Below are 18,538 nucleotides of genomic sequence, written 5' to 3'. Positions count from 1 at the left end.
GAGTCGCCACGCCTATGCGTTGACCCAGTTCGGCTTGCGTTTGGACAGAAAGGCGGCGATGCCCTCGCGCCCGTCGGCGCTGGCGCGTGCCTGCGCGATGCGCTCGGCGGTGTCGGCGAGCAAGGCTTCGCCAAGCGGTCGATGCGGCACCTCCGCCAGCAGGCGCTTGGCCGCGGCCAGCGCCTGCGGCGAGGCATGTTGCAGCGCGGCGCACCAGCGCTGCACCTGCGCGTCGAGGGCGGCCGCGTCTGCAGCCACTTCATGGATCAGACCGATGGCCTGCGCCGTGGCCGCGTCGAGCACTTCGGCGGTCAAGGTGTAACGCTGCGCCGCCCGCTCGCCGATGGCGCGCAGCACATGCGGCATGATGGTGGCGGGAATCAGCCCCAGCTTGACCTCACTCAGACAGAAGCGCGCGGTCTGCACCGCCACCGCCAGATCGCAGGCGGCCACCAGACCGAAACCGCCGGCGAAGGCATCGCCCTGCACCCGCGCGATCACGGGCCTGGGGCATTCGGCCACCGCGCGCAACATGCGCGCGAGCTGCAGGGCGTCGTCACGATTCTGTGCCTCGTTGAAACCGGCCAGTTGCTGCATATACCGCAGATCGGCCCCGGCGCAGAAGGCCGGGCCTTGGGCCGCCAGCACCACGCAGCGCACCCCGGCCTCCTCGCCGAGTTCGACGAAGGCCGTGTGCAGCGCGGCGATGGTCGCGGCATCGAAGGCGTTGCGCACTTCGGGGCGGTGAAGGGTGACGGTGGCGACGGCCCCCTCCCGCTGGACATTGATGGGATGCTCACTCATGGCCTGGGCTCGGCAGCCGCTTCATCGCGCAGCATGTAGATCAGATCGAGCACCGGCGAGGCATGCCCCATGGCGGTCAGCGCCGCGGTGATCTGCCCGCGGTGATGCGTGGCGTGGTTGAACACATGCGCCAGCGTAGCCGCGAACGGCGCGGAGATCGGTTCACCCTTGCTGGTGGCGTAGTGGAAAGGCTGGCCGAAATCGGCCTCGCTCAGTCGCTCGATGTAAGGCAGCCAGGCTTGGACGACCTCCTTCAAACGCTGCGCCAGCCGGGCGCGATCGGGCTCGACCTCGTCGTCGAGATTCAGGCCTGCGGGCGACACGCCTTCGATGAAACGGCGCTGCCACAGCAGCCCTTCGCCGACCAACAGATGATTGAGGGTGCCGTGAATGCTCTTGAAAAACAGCCCGCAGTCGCGCCGGTAATCGGCCTCCATCAGCAACGCGATATGTTCATCGAGCAGGCGGCGCGTGGCCCAGACGTGGTAGCGCGCCAGGGTGAGGAAATGGTCTTGAAGCGCATTCATTGCGGCCATGTCTCGAGATCTCCCACATTTTTGAACTGCTCGAAATCCGCGTCGCGGTGCAGCAGCACATGACCCTGCGTCATGCAATGACTCGCCAGCAGCACGTCGACGGCGCTGCGCACCGTGCGCCCCTGCATGCGCAGGCGGCGGTACAGCGCGGCGGCGCGCACGGCTTGTTCGGCTCCGCCGATGTCCACCTGGGGCAGTGCGCGCATGAGTTGTTCGGCCTCATGCATGGCGCGGCTTTCGCGAAAGCCGCGCAGCACCTCGAACAGCACCAGATCGGCCATGCCGACCTCGACGCTGGAGTCGCCCAGACAGCGGGCGAGCACCCCGCTTCCGCCGTTGCGATCGCCGCGGAAAAAATCGATCCAGACGCTGGAGTCGACCAGGATCATGCGGACCTGCTCCGGCGGGAAGCTTTGGCTGCGGACTTGGACGTTGCGGACTTGGAGACGGCTGGGGAAGCGGGTTTGGCGGATTTCGCCGCTTTGGCCGCACCGTAAGGCCTGCGCGGCTCGTTCGCCTGCGGCATGGCGGCTGCTTCGGCCCAGGCCGCGTCGGAGTCGTCCCACTGCAACTGCCCGCGCAAGGCGAGCAGGCCTTCGTAAACCTTGCGGCGGCGCAACAGCCGCAAGCCTTCCTCGACCGCTTCCTTCTTGGTCTTGTAGCCCCCGGCCTGCATCGCGGCGGCCATCAATTCGTCGTCGATGTCGATATTGGTGCGCATGGTGAATCCCCTGCAATGTGTAGAAATTACTGCAATGATACACATCACATGCGAAACACGCCGAAGCGCGTTTGCGCAATCGGCGCGTTGAGCGCCGCCGACAGGCCCAGCGCCAGCACCCGCCGCGTCTGGGCCGGGTCGATGATGCCGTCGTCCCACAGCCGCGCGGTGGCGTAGTAGGGATGGCCCTGGGTTTCGTACTGCGCGCGGATCGGCGCCTTGAACGCCTCTTCCTCCTGCGCGCTCCAACTGCCGCCGCGCGCCTCGATGCCGTCGCGCCGCACCGTGGCGAGCACGCTCGCCGCCTGCTCGCCGCCCATCACGCTGATGCGGGCGTTGGGCCACATCCAGAGCTGGCGCGGGCCGTAGGCTCTGCCGCACATGCCGTAGTTGCCGGCGCCGAACGAGCCGCCGATGATCACGGTGAATTTCGGCACGGCGGCGCAGGCCACTGCCGTGACCAGCTTGGCGCCGTGGCGGGCGATGCCCTCGTTCTCGGCCTTCCTGCCGACCATGAATCCGGTGATGTTCTGCAGGAACACCAGCGGGATGCGGCGCTGGCAGCACAGTTCGATGAAATGCGCGCCCTTGACCGCGCTGTCGGAAAACAGGATGCCGTTGTTGGCGAGTATGCCCACCGGCATGCCGTGCAGATGCGCGAATCCGGTGACCAGGGTCGAGCCGAAGCGCGACTTGAATTCGTCGAAGTCGGAGCCGTCGACCAGCCGGGCGATGACCTCGCGCACGTCGTAGGGCTTGCGCGTGTCGGTCGGGATCAGGCCGTACAGCTCGTCGGCCGCATACAGCGGTTCGCGCGGTTCGCGCAGATCGACCGCGGCGCGCTCGGCCGGGCGCAGCCGCGAGACGATGCGCCGCGCGATGTCCAGCGCATGCGCGTCGTTGCGCGCCAGATGGTCCGCCACGCCCGACAGCCGGGTGTGGACGTCGCCACCGCCCAGTTCCTCGGCGCTGACCTCCTCGCCGGTGGCGGCCTTGACCAGCGGCGGGCCGCCGAGGAAGATCGTTCCCTGGTTGGCGACGATGATCGACTCGTCGCTCATCGCCGGCACATACGCGCCGCCGGCGGTACACGAGCCCATGACCACCGCGATCTGCGCGATGCCTTCCGCACTCAGCGTCGCCTGGTTGTAGAAAATGCGGCCGAAGTGGTCGCGGTCGGGGAACACCTCGTCCTGATTCGGCAGGTTGGCGCCGCCGGAATCGACCAGGTAGATGCAGGGCAGACGGTTCTCGCGGGCAATCTCCTGCGCGCGCAGGTGCTTTTTGACGGTCATCGGGTAATAGGTGCCTCCCTTGACCGTGGCGTCGTTGCACACGATCATGCATTCGCGCCCGCTGACCCGGCCGATTCCGGTGATGATCCCGGCTCCCGGAGCGGCGTCGTCGTACAGCCCGAGCGCGGCCAGCGGAGAAAACTCGAGAAACGGCGATCCGGGATCGAGCAGTTCGGCGACGCGGTCGCGCGGCAGCAGCTTGCCGCGGGCGACATGCCTGGCGCGCGCTGCTTCGCCGCCGCCCTCGGCCACGCGGTTCAGGCGCGCGCGCAGGTCGTCGACCAGCGACTGCATCGCCGCTGCATTGGCGGCGAACTCGGCGCTGCGCGGGTTGATTCGGGTTTCGAGTATGGACATGGGTCGGGATGGTGGATGGGGGCGCCTTCAGGCGGTCTTTTCGGCGCTCAGCCCGAGTTCCTGCTGCATCGCCTCGCGGATCTTGAACTTCTGCACCTTGCCGGTGATGGTCAGCGGAAAGCTCGGCACGAAGCGGATGTAGCGCGGGATCTTGTAGTGCGCGATTTGCCCTTTGCAGAAGTCGCGGATGTCGTCCTCGGTCGGCTGCGTTCCGGCCTTGGGGATGATCCAGGCGCACAGTTCCTCGCCGTACTTCGGGTCGGGAACGCCGACCACCTGCACGTCCTGCACCATCGGGTGGCGGTAGAGGAACTCCTCGACCTCGCGCGGGTAGACGTTCTCGCCGCCGCGGATCACCATGTCCTTGATGCGACCGACGATGTTGACATAGCCCTCGGTGTCCATGGTCGCGAGGTCGCCGGTGTGCATCCAGCCATCACGGTCGATCGCCTCGCGGGTCTGCTCCTCGTCTCCCCAGTAGCCGTGCATCACCGAATAGCCGCGGGTGCAGAGTTCGCCCGGCGTGCCGCGCGGCACCACCTGGCCGGTCTGCGAATCGACGACTTTCACTTCCAGGTGCGGCTGCACCTGGCCCACCGTGCTCACCCGCTTGTCCAGCGGGGTGTCGGTCGAACTCTGGCAGCTCACCGGCGAGGTCTCGGTCATGCCGTAGGCAATGGTGATTTCCGCCAGGTGCATGTCGCGCACCACCCGCTTCATCACCTCGATCGGGCAGGGGCTGCCGGCCATGATGCCGGTGCGCAGCGTCGACAGGTCGTACTCCTTGAACCGCGGATGGTCGAGCATGGCGATGAACATGGTCGGCACGCCGTGCAGCCCGGTGCAGCGCTCTTCCTGCACCGCCTGCAGGGCGAGCAGCGGGTCGAAGGCATCGTTGGGGTAGACGATGGTCGCGCCGTGGGTGAGGCAGGCGAGGTTGCCCAGCACCATGCCGAAGCAGTGGTAGAGCGGCACCGGGATGCACAGCCGATCCTGCGCGGTCAGCTTCATCGCCTCGCCGATGAAGTAGCCGTTGTTCAGGATGTTGCTGTGGGTCAGCGTCGCGCCCTTGGGAAAGCCGGTGGTGCCGCTGGTGAACTGGATGTTGACCGGCTCATGCGCTTCGAGCGTCGCGGCAGCCGCAGCGACCGCCGGGTCGCCGGCATCACCCTGCGCGATCCAGTCGGCAAAGCGCAGCATGCCGGGCTCGTCGTGCGCGCCCAGATGCACGACCAGCCGCAGATCGGGCAGCCGCGCGGCGTGCAGCGTTCCGGCAGGCTGCTCGCGCAGTTCGGGAGCGAGCTCGCGCAGCATCGCCAGGTAGTCGCTGGTCTTGAATGCAGTCATCGTCACCAGCGCCTTGCACCCCACCTTGTTGAGCGCGTATTCGACCTCGGCGGTGCGGTAGGCCGGGTTGATGTTGACCAGGATGATCCCGACCTTGGCGGTGGCCAGTTGCATCAGCACCCATTCGACGCAGTTGTGCGCCCAGATGCCGACCCGGTCGCCCTTGCGCAGGCCGCTGCGCAGCATCGCGCTGGCCAGCCGGTCGACCTCGCGCTTGAGTTCGGCATAGCTCAAGCGCCGGTTCTGCTGGCGCACCACCAGCGCCTCGTGCTCGGCCATGCGCTGCGCCATGGCATCGAAAAAATCGCCGATGGTCTGGGTCAGCAGCGGCTGGTCGGTCGCGCCGCAGGCGTAGCTCAGCATCGATACTGCGTTGTCGGACATGATGATCTCCTCATGAGAAAACGCCGGGCCGCCCCAAGTTTTCTCATCCCCCTCGGGGGGCCTGACGCGAATGCGGCAGGTCTGGGGGCACTCTTATCAAACGCCCGCGACTGCGCACGGGTCGGTTGTGGCGTCAAAAACCGCCGGTCTGAAGCCAATGTTCCAGTTGTGGCAGCCGGTCGACTCCCCAGAAGGGTTGATCGTCCGCCACCATAAAGGGGGCGCCACACATGCCCGCAGCCAGCGCGCGCTCGACGTTGGCGCGCAGCCGCGCCTTGATCGCCGCGTCGGCGGTGAATCGCTCCACGGTTCCGGCAGGCAGCCCGATCTCGGCCCCGATCGCGTCGAGCACCGGCAACTCGGCGATGTTGCGGTTGTGCGCGAAGTAGGCGGCAAAGCAGGCGTGCAGCCAGGGCAGCGCATGCTGGTCGTCCTCCTGCTGCAGCCCGATCAGCACCCGCGCCGCCTGGAAGGTGGCGATCGGGAACGGATCGGGCTGGTGGTAGGGCACGCCGTAGAACCGCGCCGAGCGCGGGATGTCGATGCGCGCGTAATCGCCCTTGAGCGGCTGCTCGACCAGCGGCCGCGACCCGGTCGCCTCGAACACCGGGCCGAGCAGCACCGGCACCCATTCGATGTCGCGCAGATGGCGCGCGGCGATCGCCTCGATCCGGGTACTGGCCAGATAGGCATACGGCGACGAGAAGTCGAAGAAGAAAGTGATCGGACTGACGGGCATGGAGGTCTCCTGGTTTTTCACAGCGCGCGGGCGATGAGCATTTTCTGCACGTCGCTGGTGCCTTCGTAAATCTGGCAAACCCGCACGTCGCGCCAGATGCGCTCGACCGGAAAGTCGGCGACATAGCCGTAGCCGCCGTGGATCTGCATCGCCGCGCTGCACACGGCTTCGGCCATCTGGCTGGCGTGCAGCTTGGCCATCGCCGCCTCCTTCAGGCAGGGCTGGCCAGCGTCCTTGAGGCTGGCGGCGTGCCAGATGAGCTGCCGCGCGGCCTCGATCTGCATCGCCATGTCGGCGAGGCGGAACTGCACCGCCTGGTGCCCGAACAGCGGCTTGCCGAATGCACTGCGCTCGCGCGCATAGCGCAGCGCCTGCTCGAACGCCGCCCGCGCCATGCCCACCGCCTGCGAGGCGATGCCGATGCGCCCGCCCTCCAGCCCGGACAGCGCGATCTTGTACCCCTCGCCCTCGGCGCCGATGCGATTGTCCACCGGCACGCGGCAGCCATCGAAGCGGATCTGCGCGGTGTCGCTGGCCGACTGGCCGGTCTTGTCCTCGATGCGCTCGACGATATAGCCCGGCGTGTCGGTCGGCACGATGAAGGCGCTGATGCCCTTCTTGCCGGCGGCGCGGTCGGTGGCCGCGAGCACGATCGCCACCTGTCCGTTCCTGCCGCTGGTGATGAACTGCTTGACCCCATCGAGCACGTAATGGTCGCCATCGCGCCGCGAGGTCGTCCGCAGGTTCGAAGCGTCCGACCCGGCCTGCGGTTCGGTCAGGGCGAACGCGCCGATCATCTCGCCGCGCGCCAGCGGCCGCAGCCAGCGATTCTTTTGCGCGTCGCTTGCCCAGGCGAGCAGGATCGAGCACACCGGGCAGTTGTTGACGCTGACAATCGTGCTGGTCGCGCCGTCGGCGGCGGCGATTTCCTCGATCGCCAGCGCGAGAGACAGGTAGTCGAGCCCGGCGCCGTCCCATTCGGCGGGAACGGCGATTCCCAGGCAGCCCAATCGCGCGAGGCCCTGCAGCGCCTCGCGCGGAAAATGCGCAGCGCGCGCCCAAGCGGCGGCGTGCGGCGCGATCTCCGCCTGCGCATAGTCGCGCACGGCGTCGCGGATCATGCGGTGGTCGTCATCGAGCAGCATGGCAGGATTGTGGTCGTGCAATGGAATGCACTCCCCCTCCCAGCCTCCCCCACAGCGTGGGGGAGGAGCAGGCCGCTCCCTCCCCATGCATGGGGAGGGCTGGGGTGGGGAGTGTTTGGGCGCTCACAGCAGTTCGACAGCCATCGCGGTGGCCTCGCCGCCGCCGATGCACAGCGCCGCGACCCCGCGCCTGACACCCCTCTGCCGCATAGCGCCGAGCAGGGTGACGACGATGCGTGCTCCCGAGGCGCCGATGGGGTGGCCCAGCGCCACCGCGCCGCCGTGGACATTGACGATGTCGTGCGGCAGCTTGAACTCCTGCATCGCCGCCATCGTGACCGCGGCGAAGGCCTCGTTGACCTCCCACAGTCCGACGTCGCCGGTCTTCCAGCCGGCCTTGTCCAGCACCTTGTGGATCGCACCGACCGGAGCGGTGGTGAACCATTCGGGCGCCTGCGCGTGCACCGCATGCGACACGATGCGCGCGATCGGCGTGCAGCCGAGTCTTTCGGCGGTCGATGCGCGCATCAGCACGGTCGCTACGGCGCCGTCGGAAATGCTCGACGAGGTCGCAGCGGTGATGGTGCCGTCCTTCTTGAAAGCCGGCTTGAGGCCCGGAATCTTGTCGAGCCTGGCCTTGAACGGCTGCTCGTCGCGGCTGATCTGCGTCTCACCCGTTTTGCCGGGTAGGGTGACCGGCGCGATTTCCCAGTCGAAGCTGCCGTCCTCGTTGGCGCGCTTGCTGCGCTCGGTCGAGGTCATGGCGAACTGGTCCATCTCCTCGCGGGTAAAGCCATACTTGGCCACGCAGCTCTCGGCAAACACCCCCATCGCCTTGCCGCGGTCGTAGGCGTCCTCCAGACCGTCGAGCGCCATGTGGTCGTAGAACTGGGTGATGCCGTACTTCACCCCCTTGCGAACGAAGGCGAGGTGCGGCGCGTTGGTCATGCTCTCCATGCCGCCTGCGACCATCACTTCGGCCGAGCCGATGGCGAGCATGTCGTGGGCGAACATCATCGCGCGCATTCCCGAGCCGCACATCTTGGACAGCGTGACCGCGCCGGTCGACTGAGGCAATCCCGCCTTCAATGCCGCCTGCCGCGCCGGCGCCTGCCCCTGCCCGGCCATCAGGCAATTGCCCATCAGGACTTCGTCGACCGCCGCGGGCTCGACCCCTGCCCGCTGCACTGCGGCGGCGATCGCGGTGGCGCCGAGTTCCCAGGCGGGGACTGCGGCAAAATCGCCGAGCAGGCCGCCGATGGGGGTGCGTGCGGCGGAAACGATCACAATCGGGTCGGACTTCATGTGGCCTCCAGTTCAGAGTGGTGGGTTTGCGGATCGACACTCTTGGCGTCGGCATTGCCGCAGGCGCGAAAGCGCCGCGACGGGTCGTAAGGGAACACGTCGTACAGATAGCCTTCGCGGATTCGGCTCTGGTGCTCCTGCCAGAACGCCACGTCGAGCAGGTCGGCGTGGTGTTTCATGAACACCGCGCGCACCTTCGGGTTGCCGAGCAGGAACTGTCCGAAGGTCTCCGGGAACACGTCGTGCGGCCCGACCGCATACCACGGCTCTGCGGCCATTTCGTCCTCCTCGTTGCGCGGCTGCGGCACCCGGCGGAAGTTGCAGTCGGTGACGTACTCGATTTCGTCGTAGTCGTAGAACACCACCTTGCCGTGGCGGGTGATGCCGAAGTTCTTCCACAGCATGTCGCCGGGAAAGATGTTGGCCGCAACCATGTCCTTGATGGCGTTGCCGTACTCGATCACCGCGGCCTCGAGCTGCTGGTCGTCGGCTTCCTGCAGATAGATGTTGAGCGGAATCATGCGCCGCTCGATGTAGCAGTGACGGATGATGATGCTGTCGCCGTCGAACTCGAGCTGCGACGGGCAGTGGGTCTGGATTTCGTCGATCAGTTCGGGTGAGAACCGCGACCGCGGAAACGCCACATTGGAATATTCCAGCGTCTCGGCCATGCGTCCCACGCGGTCGTGCTGCTTGACCAGCAGGTACTTGGACTTGATTTTGTCGCGCGTGGTGTCCTTCTGCGGCGGGTAGAAGTCCCTGATGACCTTGAACACGAAGGGAAACGACGGCAGCGTGAACACCACCATCACCATGCCCTTGATTCCCGGAGCGACGATGAACCGGTCGCTCGAATGCCGCAGGTGGTAGAGGAAGTCGCGGTAGAACAGCGTCTTGCCCTGCTTGGCCAGGCCGAGCGCGCTGTACAGCTCGGCGCGCGGCTTGCGCGGCATCAGGCTGCGCAGGAACTGCACATACGCCGACGGAATCTCCATGTCGACCATGAAGTAGGCGCGGGCAAACGAGAACAGCAGCAGCAGGTCGTCTTCGCTCAGCAGCACGGTGTCGATGTAGAGCCTGCCGCGCTCGTCGTGCAGGATGGGCAGCGCCAGCGGAAACTCGGTGAAGCCGTTGATCACCTTGCCGACCGCATACGCCCCCTTGTTGCGGTAGAACAGCGAGTCGAGCATCTGGATCTGGAAGTTCGCGCGCAGCCGCACGTCGCTGCCGAAGCGGCGCCGCACTTCGCGCAGCACGTCGGTGATGTCGCGGTCGAGGTCGTCGAACGGCCGCTCGAGCTGGAAGTTCTCGATCGCGCGGCGCAGACAGCGGTGCAGCGCGTCGTGGGTATGCGGGTAGTAGGCGCGGAAGGTGGGCTTGGCCGCAGGCTCGTCATTCTCGATGTACTCGGTCGACACCGCCGGACGCACGAACAGGAACTCGTTGTTGAAATGCTCGCGCCGCAGGATCTTGGTCGTCACCGAGTTGAAAAAGGTCTCTGCGAGTTCGGGCTGGTGGTGGTTGGTCAGCAGCCCGATGAAATGCAGCTTGGCCTGCTGCCACACCTCCATCGGCTGCGACCCGGCGTCGAATTCGCGCTGCAGCCGCTCGGTGCCCTCCTCGACCCGCTGGTCGTAGAACGCGATGCGGTCGCTCTGCGCCTTTTGCTGCCCGGCCCAGTCGGCGCGCTCGAAGCGCTGCTTGGCCGCGGCGCTGACCTGGCGAAACGGCCGGTAGTGGCGGTTGAAACCTTCGAGCATGGCCTGCGCCATGGCGAAGGCCACCGGGGAATCGAGACGGTGCGGGAACTGGTTCATGGCTTCAGGCAAGACGACACCCGACGCACTGTAAGCCCGTACCGACGACGCGGTAAAGACGGGGGCCGTGCTAGGCTTTTTGCCATGTGGTCGCGCGGATGACCCCGACTGCACCATTCAAACCAAACAGGAGAACCGCCATGCCCGCACTGCTGCCCAATGTCGATCCAGACGGACTGCTGGAGTATTCGGTGGTGTACACCGACCGCTCGCTCAACCATATGTCGGCGCGCTTCCAGCAGGTCATGCGCGATCTGTCGGGGATGCTCAAACAGGCCTACGACGCGCAGGCGGCGGTCATCGTGCCCGGCAGCGGCACCTTTGCCATGGAAGCCGTGGCGCGGCAATTCGTGCAGGGCGCACCGGTGCTGATCGTGCGCAATGGCTGGTTCAGCTATCGCTGGAGCCAGATCATCGACATGGGGCATCTCACCGACAAAGTGACGGTGCTCAAGGCCCGCCGCGTGGCCGATGCGCCCGAGTCGCCCTTCTTGCCGGCACCCCTCGACGAAGTGGTCGCCACTATTGCCCGCGAGAAACCCGCCGTGGTGTTCGCCCCGCATGTGGAAACGTCTGCCGGCATGATGCTGCCCGACGACTATCTGCGCGCCGTGGCCGACGCGGTGCATGCCGTGGGCGGTCTTTTCGTGCTCGACTGCATCGCCTCGGGCGCGATGTGGGTGGACATGCAGGCCACCGGCGTGGACGTGCTGATCAGCGCGCCGCAAAAGGGCTGGAGCGGCCAGCCCTGCTGCGGCTTCGCCCTGCTGTCCGACCGGGCCTTGCAGCGGCTGCAGACGACGACGAGCGACAGCTTCGCCTGCGACCTGAAAAAGTGGCATCAGATCATGCAGGCGTACGAAAAAGGCACGCATGCCTATCACGCCACCCTGCCCACCGACACCCTGGCCGAAGTGCGCGACCAGATGCGCGAGGCGTTCGGCTACGGCCTGCCCGCGCTCAAGGCCGCGCAGATGGAATTGGGCCGCGCGGTGCGCGCTTCGCTTCAGCGGCGCGGCGTCAAGAGCGTGGCCGCGCCCGGCTTTCAGGCCCCCGGCGTGGTGGTGAGCTATACCCGCGATCCCGACATCCAGAACGGCAAGAAGTTTGCCGCGCAGGGCGTGCAGATCGCCGCCGGCGTGCCGCTGGCCTGCGACGAACCGGACGACTACATGAGTTTCCGCCTCGGCCTGTTCGGGCTGGACAAATGGAAGGACGTGCCCGCCGCCGTGCAGCGGCTGGACGCCGTGCTCGACGCGGTGGGTTTGCAGTTGCCGGAAAAGACGCATCGCTAAAGGACCCGCCGAAAAAATCTCCCTCCCCGCCTCTCCATGGTGTGGGAGAGGTGAGATCACTCCCTCTCCACTCGTGGGGGTGGAGGCGGAAAAGGCAAAGCCAACTGCTTGGCTTTGCCCCGTAGGAACGGGGCTGGCTTGCAAGCCAGCCCTTGGACGGGTTGGGGTGGGTATCCCCTCCCGACCTTCCCCACACAGTGGGGAAGGTGACATCACTCCCTCTCCACTTGTGGGGAGGGTTGGGGTGGGGATCGGGCGGTGAATCAAGCCCCTATTTCCCCCTCCCAACCTCCCCCGCCAGCGGGGGAGGGGTTTTCCAGCGTCTTCCAAGCGCATCGATCACTCAGCCCTGTTCGCCGCGGTGCTTCACGCCGTTTGCGTGAACAGTTCCCGGCCGATGAGCATGCGGCGAATTTCGGATGTGCCCGCACCGATCTCGTAAAGCTTGGCGTCACGCCACAGCCGGCCCAGCGGATAGTCGTTGATATAGCCGTTGCCACCGAAAATCTGAATGCCCTCACCGGCCATCCAGGTGGCTTTCTCGGCGCACCACAGGATGACCGCAGCACAGTCCTTGCGCACATTGCGGGCATGGCCATCTCCCAGCGCGTCGAGGTTCTTGCCGACGGTGTAGAGCAGGCTGCGCGCGGCCTGCAGCACGGTGTACATATCGGCGAGCTTGCCCTGGATGAGCTGGAACTCGCCGATGGCCTGGCCGAACTGTCTGCGCTCGTGCACATAAGGAACGACGTTGTCCATCACCGCCTGCATGATGCCCACCGGCCCGGCGGCGAGCACCGCGCGCTCGTAGTCCAGCCCGCTCATCAGCACCCGCACCCCGCCGCCCGCCTCGCCCAGCACGTTGTCGGCGGGAACCTCGCAATCCTGGAACACCAGCTCACCGGTGTGGCTGCCGCGCATGCCCAGCTTGTCGAGCTTCTGCGCCACCGAAAAGCCCTTGAAGCCCTTTTCCACCAGAAAGGCAGTGATGCCCCTGGGGCCGGCCGCCGGGTCGGTCTTGGCGTAGACGACCAGCACGTCGGCGTCGGGCCCGTTGGTGATCCACATCTTGCTGCCGTTGAGCACAAAGGCGTCTCCACGTTCGTCCGCCCGCAGCTTCATGCCCACCACGTCGCTGCCGGCGCCGGTCTCGCTCATCGCCAGCGCACCGACATGCTCGCCGCTGAGCAGCTTGGGCAGGTATTTCGCCTTCTGCGCTGCGCTGCCGTTGCGGCGGATCTGGTTGACGCACAGGTTGGAATGCGCGCCGTAGCTCAGTCCCACCGACGCGCTGGCGCGCGAGATTTCCTCCATCGCCACCATATGCGCCACATAACCCATGCCCGTGCCGCCGTCGGCCTCGGGAACGGTCACGCCCAGCAGTCCCAGGTCGCCGAACTTGCGCCACAGGTCCAGCGGGAACTGGTCGCTGCGGTCGATCTCGGCGGCGCGCGGAGCGATCTCGGCCTGCGCGAAGTCGCGCACCGCCTCGCGCAGCGCGGCGATGTCCTCGCCGAGTTGGAAGTCCAGTCCGGGCAGTTGCATGGGGGGCATCGGAGTCTCCTCGTTTTTTGGTTCGGCAAGCGTCCATCCCGCCTGAACGCCATCCGCTACGTCGGCGATCTTACCTTCCGTTTACGTCAAAGTAAATTGATTCTTCGGCAAGCAGCAACGGCATCATCCGCCCAGCTTTTTGAGCAGACTGCGCGCCTCAGACTCATAGGCGCGAACCTCCTCCAGCGTCGCGCGCAGGTCGGCCATGCGGGCTTCGATGTCGGCGCGATGCGCGGCCAGCACTTCGAGATAGCGGCGCAATTGCGGCACGGTATCGCGCGGCGACTCGTACATCATCACCAATTCCTTGATCTCGGCCAGGCTCAGGCCCAGCCGCTTGCCGCGCTGGGTGAGCTTCAGCCGCGTGCGGTCGCCCTGGGTGTAGACACGCAGCCGGCCCTCGCGCTGCGGGCTGAGCAGGCCGGCTTCTTCGTAGAAACGGATGGCACGGGTGGTGAGGTCGAACTCGCGGGCCAGTTCGCCAATGGTGAAGGTGGCGGCGGCGGAGGCAGCGGCGGTTTTTTTCATTCGTGCCTATACTCGGTGGCAGTTGACGTTAACGTCAAGTCTACCCCGAGATCAAAAAATTCCGCCTGCCATGCCCACTCCACCTGCCGCTGATGCCATCCGTTACCCCTTTGGAGACACAACGCCCTCACTGGGCGAGAGCGTCGAACTGGGCCCTGGCGTGCGCTGGCTGCGCATGGGCCTGCCTTTCGCGTTGAATCACATCAACCTCTGGCTGCTGGAAGACACCCTCGACGGCGTGCGCGGCTGGACCCTCGTCGATTGCGGCATCGATTCCGCGCCGACCCGCGCAGCGTGGGAGCAGGTGTTCGCCACGCAGTTGCGCGGCCTGCCGGTGCTGCGCGTCGTGGTCACGCACATGCACCCCGACCATGTGGGGCTGGCGCACTGGCTCACTGCGCGCTGGAACTGCCTGCTGTGGATGAGCGCCACCGACTACGCCATATCCTGCATGGCCGCGCGCGGCTGCATCGCCATCGGCGGCGAGCTGATGGCGGCTCACTTTGCCGCGCACGGACTTGCCGACCCCGACACCCTGGCCGCCATCCGCAAGCGCACCGACTACTACACCGGCCTGGTACCCGCGATGCCCACGCGCTTCGTGCGCCTGCAGGACGGCGACGTGCTGCGCATCGGCACACGCGACTGGCGCTGCGTGGCGGGCTATGGTCACGCGCCGGAGCACATCAGTCTGCATTGCGAGAAGGACGCCCTGTTCATCGCCGGCGACATGCTGCTGCCGCGCATTTCCACCAACATCAGCGTGAACGACAACGAACCGCTGTCCAACCCCTTGCAACAGTTTCTCGACAGCCTGGCGCGCTTTGCCACGCTTTTGACCGAAGACACGCTGGTTTTGCCCTCGCACGGCCTGCCCTTCCGCGGCGCGCTGGCCCGCATCACGCAGTTGCAGCAGCATCACCGCGAACGTCTGGCCGAGGTGGTGGCCGCCTGCGCCACACCGCAAACCGCGGCCGACCTGCTGCCCGTGCTGTTCAAACGCACGCTGGACGTGCATCAGATGACCTTCGCCATGGGCGAGTCCATCGCCCATCTGCACAAGCTGTGGTTCGACGGACAACTGCGCCGCGTGGTCGACGATGGGGTGTACCGCTTCGTGCGGTAGTGCCTGCGCCCTGCATGGACCGGCTCTGGCGCAGCGCGACGCCATCATCGTCTTTTTCAAACCGACCTTGACGCCGCATTGCGCATAATGCCGTCCTATGCTCAATGTGTTCACCCTCAAGAACGGCCGCCTGGTGCAGCAGGAGATCGACGACCCGCAGACCCTCGCCGCTCTGCAGCCCGTCTGGGTCGATCTGGAATCGGCCGATCCGCGCGAGCTTGGCTGGGTCGAGGCGCGCTTTGGCCTGAGCATCCCCACCGATGTGCTCGACCAGGATCTGGAAGAATCGGCCCGCTTCTACGAGGAGGAAGAAGAAAACCAGCTCCATCTGCGCTCGGACTTTCTCATCAGCGACGAGGAGCGCCCGCGCAACGAGCGTGTGGCCTTCATCATCCACGGCAGCGTGCTGTTTTCCATCCACACGCACGACCTCACCGTGTTCCGTCTGCTGCGACTGCGGGCGCGGCGCATGCCGGGGCTGATCGAAAACGCCACCGACGTGCTGCTCGCGCTCTACCTCACCGACGCCGAATATTCCGCCGACACGCTCGAAGGCATTTACGACGATCTGGAAGCCATCGGCGCGCACATCCTCAAGCCACGCCCCAGCGACCAGGACGCCTCGCAGGCGCTCACCGGCATAGCGCAGCAGGAAGACCTGAATGGCCGCATCCGCCGCAATGTGATGGACACCCGCCGCGCGCTCAGCTTTCTGCTGCGCAGCCGCCATCTCAGCGCCGATCAATCGGTGGAAGCGCGGCAGATCCTGCGCGACCTCGATTCGCTCGACGGCCACACCGCCTTCCTGTTCGACAAGATCAACTTCCTGATGGACGCCACGGTGGGCTTCATCAACATCAACCAGAACAAGGTGATCAAGATTTTTTCTGTGGCCTCGGTGGCGATGCTGCCGCCCACGCTCATTGCCAGCATCTACGGCATGAACTTCAAGCTCATGCCCGAGCTCGACTGGCGCTTCGGCTACCCCTTCGCCCTGGCGCTGATGGTGATTTCGGTCATCGCGCCGTTCTGGTTTTTCCGCAAAAAGGGCTGGCTGGATTAGGGCCTGACTCATCCAGCCGCCCAGCCTAGTCTTACTGTTTTATAAATCAAGGCATTATCGATACTTCTTGAAGTGAGGGGTTAGTCTTGATGGACGAGCTCCAAGAGTTTGATCGATACATGGCGCATCTGAACGAAGGGCTGGGCCATGCAGACCGGCACGCGGGGTTGCGTGGGTACTGCACGGGACTGATGTCGTCGCTGCAGCGCAAGAGCGTGGAGCCCATGGCCGCGCATATCGATCCCCTGAAAGCGCTCGCGTCACCAGTCGCTGCATCACTTTGTGGCTGATGCGAACGGGTCGGACGAGCAGATGCTGCTGCGCGTGTGCCAATGGGTCGTGCCCCTGATGGACTTTGCTGGCGGCGGCTGCTGGATCATCGACGACACGGGCTTTCCCAGGCAGGGCAGGCATTCGGTGGGGGTGGAGCGCCAATACCGTGGAATGCTGGGCAAAGCAGGACAACTGCCAGGTGGCCGTGAGCGTGTCGCTCGCGTGCAAGCCAGCCATTGGGCGGGTTGGAGTGGGGAGGGGTTTACCGCAGGGCCAGTTGCACCGCCCCGCTGTGGGTGAAGGGAATCTGCAGCATGGTCTGGCCGATCTCGGCCGTGCCCTGAATCACATAGCGCACCGTGCCGTCGGGCGGCAGGGTGGCGATGAGGCTGAGCAGCGTTGCGCTGTTCACGTCGACCTGCACGGGCACCTGCGCCTGCTGCTGCGCGGCGATGGTGACGGGTGCGGTGCTCACTCCCTGTGCGACTTCCAGGCCGTTGAACTGAAGCTGGAACCGCAGTTTCTGCAGCGGCAAGGCGAGAGCGCCGGGGTTGCGCAGATCGAGGGTGAGGTCGAGGATGGCGGTGGCGCCTTGCAGCGCGATGCCGTCCACGCTGCCGATCGACACCTCCGGCGCCTGGCTGCTTGGCTGCGACCAGGCAGTCGCCCCGACGAAAAGCAGCACGCCCATCAGCGCGACCCTCAGCGCGCCCAGCACGGCTTGCCAGCTCCGCATCGGCCAGGGCTCGGTCAATGCCCGGCGAAGTCCACCAGGGTGAACAGCGGCAGCCCCGCGTCGCGCAGCATCTGCGACCCGCCGAGCTCGGGCAGATTCACGATGGCCGCGCCCTCGACCACGCTGGCGCCGAGCTTTTCGAGCAGGCGCTTGCCCGCCATCATGGTGCCGCCGGTGGCGATGAGGTCGTCGATGAGCAGCACGCAGTCTCCGGGCCGCACCGCGTCGGTGTGAATCTCCACGGTGGCGCTGCCGTATTCGAGTTCGTATTCCTCAGATACCGTGTCGTAGGGCAGCTTGCCCTTCTTGCGGATGGGGACGAAACCGATGTTCAGTTCGTAGGCAATGACGGCGCCGAGGATGAAGCCGCGCGCGTCGATGCCGGCCACCACATCCGGGCGCAGATCGGGGGCCATGTAGCGGTGCACGAACTGGTCGATGAGCACGCGGAACACGCGCGGGTTCTGCAGCAGCGGGGTGATGTCGCGGAACTGCACGCCGGGCGTCGGCCAGTCGGGCACGGTGCGGATATGCTGGCGCAGATAGTCGATGACGTTCATGGTGAAACCGTTGAGAACAAAAAATCAGCTCGCCGCGCCGTCGCCGAACACATCGTGATACGAGGCATAGGAGGCGCCCGACAGCACGGGAAACAGCACCAGCAGGCCGAGGCCGAAAGGCAGCATGGCAACGATGGAAATCGGCAGCAGCAGCACGGTGAACAACGTAATGGGCGCGATGTTGGCAAACCCGGCGCGCACCGACAGTTTCACCGCGTTCCACGGGCTCAAGCCCCCGAGCGCCACCAGGGTGTTGACGAACCAGAACGCCACGCTGAACAGATACAGCGCCAGCAGCACCAGCAGCATCAGGGTCATGAACGAACCCGCCAACGCGCCCATGCCCGCGGCCATGCCCATGCCGGGGGTCATCACCTTGGCGAACGCGCCGAAACTGGCCAGCCCCAGGCCGAACACCGCGCCCAGCCCCATCACGATCACCGCGCCGATCACTCCTCCCAAAGCCAGCACCAGCAGGGAGGCCAGCAGCAGCGGGCCGATGCGGCGAGTCCAGCGCTGCGTGGCCGACGACAGCGCACCTTCGTTTTCTGGCTCCAGCGGAACGCCAGCGGGGGTGATCTCCCGCGCCCGCGTCATCCGCGTGCGAAGCAGCGCCGCAAAAATCACGCCGAAGGCCAGCAGCGGCAGACTCAGCCATTGCGACAGCAGCCCCCCCATCGGCAACTCGCCCAGCAGCCACAGCAGCACAAGCAGCGCCACGGCCAGGCCCAGCCACGGCAGCGGCGCCTGCATGAAACTGCGCCAGCCGTCAGCCCACCAGCGCAGGCCGTATGCCGCAGGAACGCGGCGAAACGCGGGGTCTGGAACGACGAGATCGGTCGAGGTCATGGCGGGCCATATGGAGTGAGGACGGCCCCATTATCTGCGGCAAAGTTGAACAATTGCCCAGCGACAACGGGGTTGGGCTGCAAGCCAGCCATTGGACGGGTTGG

The 18,538-nt window shown here is 66.0% G+C and carries 18 protein-coding genes and 1 pseudogene; 4 read left to right on the top strand and 15 right to left on the bottom strand.

Annotated elements, in window-relative coordinates; translation table 11 throughout:
- Positions 1-12 precede the first annotated feature (12 nt).
- The 10 genes from RBR52_RS02380 to aceK all read right to left on the bottom strand — a co-directional run bounded on the left by RBR52_RS02380 (position 13) and on the right by aceK (position 10,450).
- Positions 13-804, bottom strand: a complete 792-nt coding sequence (locus RBR52_RS02380) for an enoyl-CoA hydratase-related protein (protein WP_320375567.1) — start codon at positions 802-804, stop codon at positions 13-15.
- Positions 801-1,331 (bottom strand): DinB family protein, encoded by a 531-nt coding sequence (locus tag RBR52_RS02375; RefSeq protein WP_320375566.1) that lies wholly within the window; start codon positions 1,329-1,331, stop codon positions 801-803. The genes RBR52_RS02380 and RBR52_RS02375 overlap by 4 nt, the downstream gene beginning before the upstream one ends.
- A complete protein-coding gene (locus RBR52_RS02370) occupies positions 1,328-1,729 on the bottom strand; it encodes a PIN domain-containing protein (RefSeq protein WP_320375565.1) in 402 nt (133 codons plus the stop codon). The genes RBR52_RS02375 and RBR52_RS02370 overlap by 4 nt, the downstream gene beginning before the upstream one ends.
- The gene (locus tag RBR52_RS02365) at positions 1,726-2,061 is read right to left on the bottom strand and encodes a type II toxin-antitoxin system VapB family antitoxin (protein ID WP_320375564.1); all 336 of its coding nucleotides are present in this window, start codon (positions 2,059-2,061) and stop codon (positions 1,726-1,728) included. Before RBR52_RS02365 ends, RBR52_RS02370 begins: the two co-directional genes overlap by 4 nt.
- Before the next feature lie 44 nt (positions 2,062-2,105).
- A complete protein-coding gene (locus tag RBR52_RS02360; protein ID WP_320375563.1) occupies positions 2,106-3,713 on the bottom strand; it encodes a carboxyl transferase domain-containing protein in 1,608 nt (535 codons plus the stop codon).
- 27 nt (positions 3,714-3,740) lie between these two features.
- Positions 3,741-5,444, bottom strand: a complete 1,704-nt coding sequence (locus RBR52_RS02355) for an AMP-binding protein (protein ID WP_320375562.1) — start codon at positions 5,442-5,444, stop codon at positions 3,741-3,743.
- A 133-nt stretch (positions 5,445-5,577) separates the two neighbouring features.
- On the bottom strand, positions 5,578-6,183 hold the full coding sequence (locus tag RBR52_RS02350; RefSeq protein WP_320375561.1) for a 2-hydroxychromene-2-carboxylate isomerase: 606 nt from the start codon (positions 6,181-6,183) through the stop codon (positions 5,578-5,580).
- Between the two features lie 17 nt (positions 6,184-6,200).
- Entirely contained in the window at positions 6,201-7,328 is a 1,128-nt protein-coding gene (locus RBR52_RS02345) for an acyl-CoA dehydrogenase family protein (RefSeq protein ID WP_320375560.1), read from the bottom strand.
- Positions 7,329-7,451: 123 nt separating this feature from the next.
- Complete coding sequence (locus RBR52_RS02340) at positions 7,452-8,633, bottom strand: acetyl-CoA C-acyltransferase (protein ID WP_320375559.1); 1,182 nt, start codon at positions 8,631-8,633, stop codon at positions 7,452-7,454.
- Positions 8,630-10,450 carry a bifunctional isocitrate dehydrogenase kinase/phosphatase gene (aceK, locus tag RBR52_RS02335; protein WP_320375558.1) on the bottom strand — a complete coding sequence of 607 codons (1,821 nt, stop codon included), beginning with the start codon at positions 10,448-10,450 and terminating at the stop codon, positions 8,630-8,632. The genes RBR52_RS02340 and aceK overlap by 4 nt, the downstream gene beginning before the upstream one ends.
- A 140-nt stretch (positions 10,451-10,590) precedes the next feature.
- Between aceK and RBR52_RS02330 the strand changes: the two genes are divergently transcribed.
- A complete protein-coding gene (locus tag RBR52_RS02330; protein WP_320375557.1) occupies positions 10,591-11,745 on the top strand; it encodes an aminotransferase class V-fold PLP-dependent enzyme in 1,155 nt (384 codons plus the stop codon).
- A 366-nt stretch (positions 11,746-12,111) separates the two neighbouring features.
- Here RBR52_RS02330 and RBR52_RS02325 read toward each other — a convergent pair whose 3' ends face one another.
- Both RBR52_RS02325 and RBR52_RS02320 read right to left on the bottom strand, forming a co-directional pair.
- Complete coding sequence (locus tag RBR52_RS02325; protein ID WP_320375707.1) at positions 12,112-13,290, bottom strand: isovaleryl-CoA dehydrogenase; 1,179 nt, start codon at positions 13,288-13,290, stop codon at positions 12,112-12,114.
- A 132-nt stretch (positions 13,291-13,422) separates the two neighbouring features.
- A complete protein-coding gene (locus tag RBR52_RS02320; protein ID WP_320375556.1) occupies positions 13,423-13,827 on the bottom strand; it encodes a MerR family DNA-binding transcriptional regulator in 405 nt (134 codons plus the stop codon).
- A 70-nt stretch (positions 13,828-13,897) separates the two neighbouring features.
- Here RBR52_RS02320 and RBR52_RS02315 point away from each other — a divergent pair, with 70 nt between their 5' ends.
- From RBR52_RS02315 to RBR52_RS02305, 3 genes and pseudogenes are all read left to right on the top strand, one after another.
- Positions 13,898-14,953 carry an MBL fold metallo-hydrolase gene (locus RBR52_RS02315; protein ID WP_320375555.1) on the top strand — a complete coding sequence of 352 codons (1,056 nt, stop codon included), beginning with the start codon at positions 13,898-13,900 and terminating at the stop codon, positions 14,951-14,953.
- A 97-nt stretch (positions 14,954-15,050) separates the two neighbouring features.
- Positions 15,051-16,016 carry a magnesium/cobalt transporter CorA gene (gene corA / locus RBR52_RS02310; protein ID WP_320375554.1) on the top strand — a complete coding sequence of 322 codons (966 nt, stop codon included), beginning with the start codon at positions 15,051-15,053 and terminating at the stop codon, positions 16,014-16,016.
- Between the two features lie 89 nt (positions 16,017-16,105).
- Positions 16,106-16,524 (top strand): annotated as a pseudogene (locus RBR52_RS02305) (transposase); the annotation flags it as partial.
- 27 nt (positions 16,525-16,551) lie between these two features.
- On the opposite strand, the gene RBR52_RS02300 reads toward RBR52_RS02305, so the two are convergent.
- From RBR52_RS02300 to RBR52_RS02290, 3 genes are read right to left on the bottom strand one after another with little or no spacing between them, the layout of a single operon-like run.
- Positions 16,552-17,025, bottom strand: a complete 474-nt coding sequence (locus tag RBR52_RS02300) for an LEA type 2 family protein (protein WP_320375553.1) — start codon at positions 17,023-17,025, stop codon at positions 16,552-16,554.
- 14 nt (positions 17,026-17,039) lie between these two features.
- On the bottom strand, positions 17,040-17,585 hold the full coding sequence (locus tag RBR52_RS02295) for an adenine phosphoribosyltransferase (protein WP_320375552.1): 546 nt from the start codon (positions 17,583-17,585) through the stop codon (positions 17,040-17,042).
- A gap of 24 nt (positions 17,586-17,609) precedes the next feature.
- Entirely contained in the window at positions 17,610-18,434 is an 825-nt protein-coding gene (locus tag RBR52_RS02290) for a hypothetical protein (protein ID WP_320375551.1), read from the bottom strand.
- Positions 18,435-18,538 lie beyond the last annotated feature (104 nt).

The organism is Thiomonas sp. (assembly GCF_034007205.1).
GTDB lineage: Bacteria > Pseudomonadota > Gammaproteobacteria > Burkholderiales > Burkholderiaceae_C > Thiomonas.
This window is presented reverse-complemented; position numbering and strand designations above follow the sequence as displayed.

What these genes read in the sequence shown, in the direction of transcription:
- RBR52_RS02330 (WP_320375557.1), top strand. Translation starts at nt 10,591, where the DNA reads ATGCCCGCACTGCTGCCCAATGTCGATCCAGACGGACTGCTGGAGTAT.
- RBR52_RS02300 (WP_320375553.1), bottom strand. Translation starts at nt 17,025, where the DNA reads ATGCGGAGCTGGCAAGCCGTGCTGGGCGCGCTGAGGGTCGCGCTGATG.
- RBR52_RS02295 (WP_320375552.1), bottom strand. Translation starts at nt 17,585, where the DNA reads ATGAACGTCATCGACTATCTGCGCCAGCATATCCGCACCGTGCCCGAC.
- RBR52_RS02315 (WP_320375555.1), top strand. Translation starts at nt 13,898, where the DNA reads ATGCCCACTCCACCTGCCGCTGATGCCATCCGTTACCCCTTTGGAGAC.
- RBR52_RS02325 (WP_320375707.1), bottom strand. Translation starts at nt 13,290, where the DNA reads ATGCAACTGCCCGGACTGGACTTCCAACTCGGCGAGGACATCGCCGCG.
- RBR52_RS02380 (WP_320375567.1), bottom strand. Translation starts at nt 804, where the DNA reads ATGAGTGAGCATCCCATCAATGTCCAGCGGGAGGGGGCCGTCGCCACC.
- RBR52_RS02355 (WP_320375562.1), bottom strand. Translation starts at nt 5,444, where the DNA reads ATGTCCGACAACGCAGTATCGATGCTGAGCTACGCCTGCGGCGCGACC.
- RBR52_RS02290 (WP_320375551.1), bottom strand. Translation starts at nt 18,434, where the DNA reads ATGACCTCGACCGATCTCGTCGTTCCAGACCCCGCGTTTCGCCGCGTT.
- RBR52_RS02360 (WP_320375563.1), bottom strand. Translation starts at nt 3,713, where the DNA reads ATGTCCATACTCGAAACCCGAATCAACCCGCGCAGCGCCGAGTTCGCC.
- RBR52_RS02340 (WP_320375559.1), bottom strand. Translation starts at nt 8,633, where the DNA reads ATGAAGTCCGACCCGATTGTGATCGTTTCCGCCGCACGCACCCCCATC.
- aceK (WP_320375558.1), bottom strand. Translation starts at nt 10,450, where the DNA reads ATGAACCAGTTCCCGCACCGTCTCGATTCCCCGGTGGCCTTCGCCATG.
- RBR52_RS02375 (WP_320375566.1), bottom strand. Translation starts at nt 1,331, where the DNA reads ATGAATGCGCTTCAAGACCATTTCCTCACCCTGGCGCGCTACCACGTC.
- RBR52_RS02350 (WP_320375561.1), bottom strand. Translation starts at nt 6,183, where the DNA reads ATGCCCGTCAGTCCGATCACTTTCTTCTTCGACTTCTCGTCGCCGTAT.
- RBR52_RS02370 (WP_320375565.1), bottom strand. Translation starts at nt 1,729, where the DNA reads ATGATCCTGGTCGACTCCAGCGTCTGGATCGATTTTTTCCGCGGCGAT.
- corA (WP_320375554.1), top strand. Translation starts at nt 15,051, where the DNA reads ATGCTCAATGTGTTCACCCTCAAGAACGGCCGCCTGGTGCAGCAGGAG.
- RBR52_RS02345 (WP_320375560.1), bottom strand. Translation starts at nt 7,328, where the DNA reads ATGCTGCTCGATGACGACCACCGCATGATCCGCGACGCCGTGCGCGAC.
- RBR52_RS02320 (WP_320375556.1), bottom strand. Translation starts at nt 13,827, where the DNA reads ATGAAAAAAACCGCCGCTGCCTCCGCCGCCGCCACCTTCACCATTGGC.
- RBR52_RS02365 (WP_320375564.1), bottom strand. Translation starts at nt 2,061, where the DNA reads ATGCGCACCAATATCGACATCGACGACGAATTGATGGCCGCCGCGATG.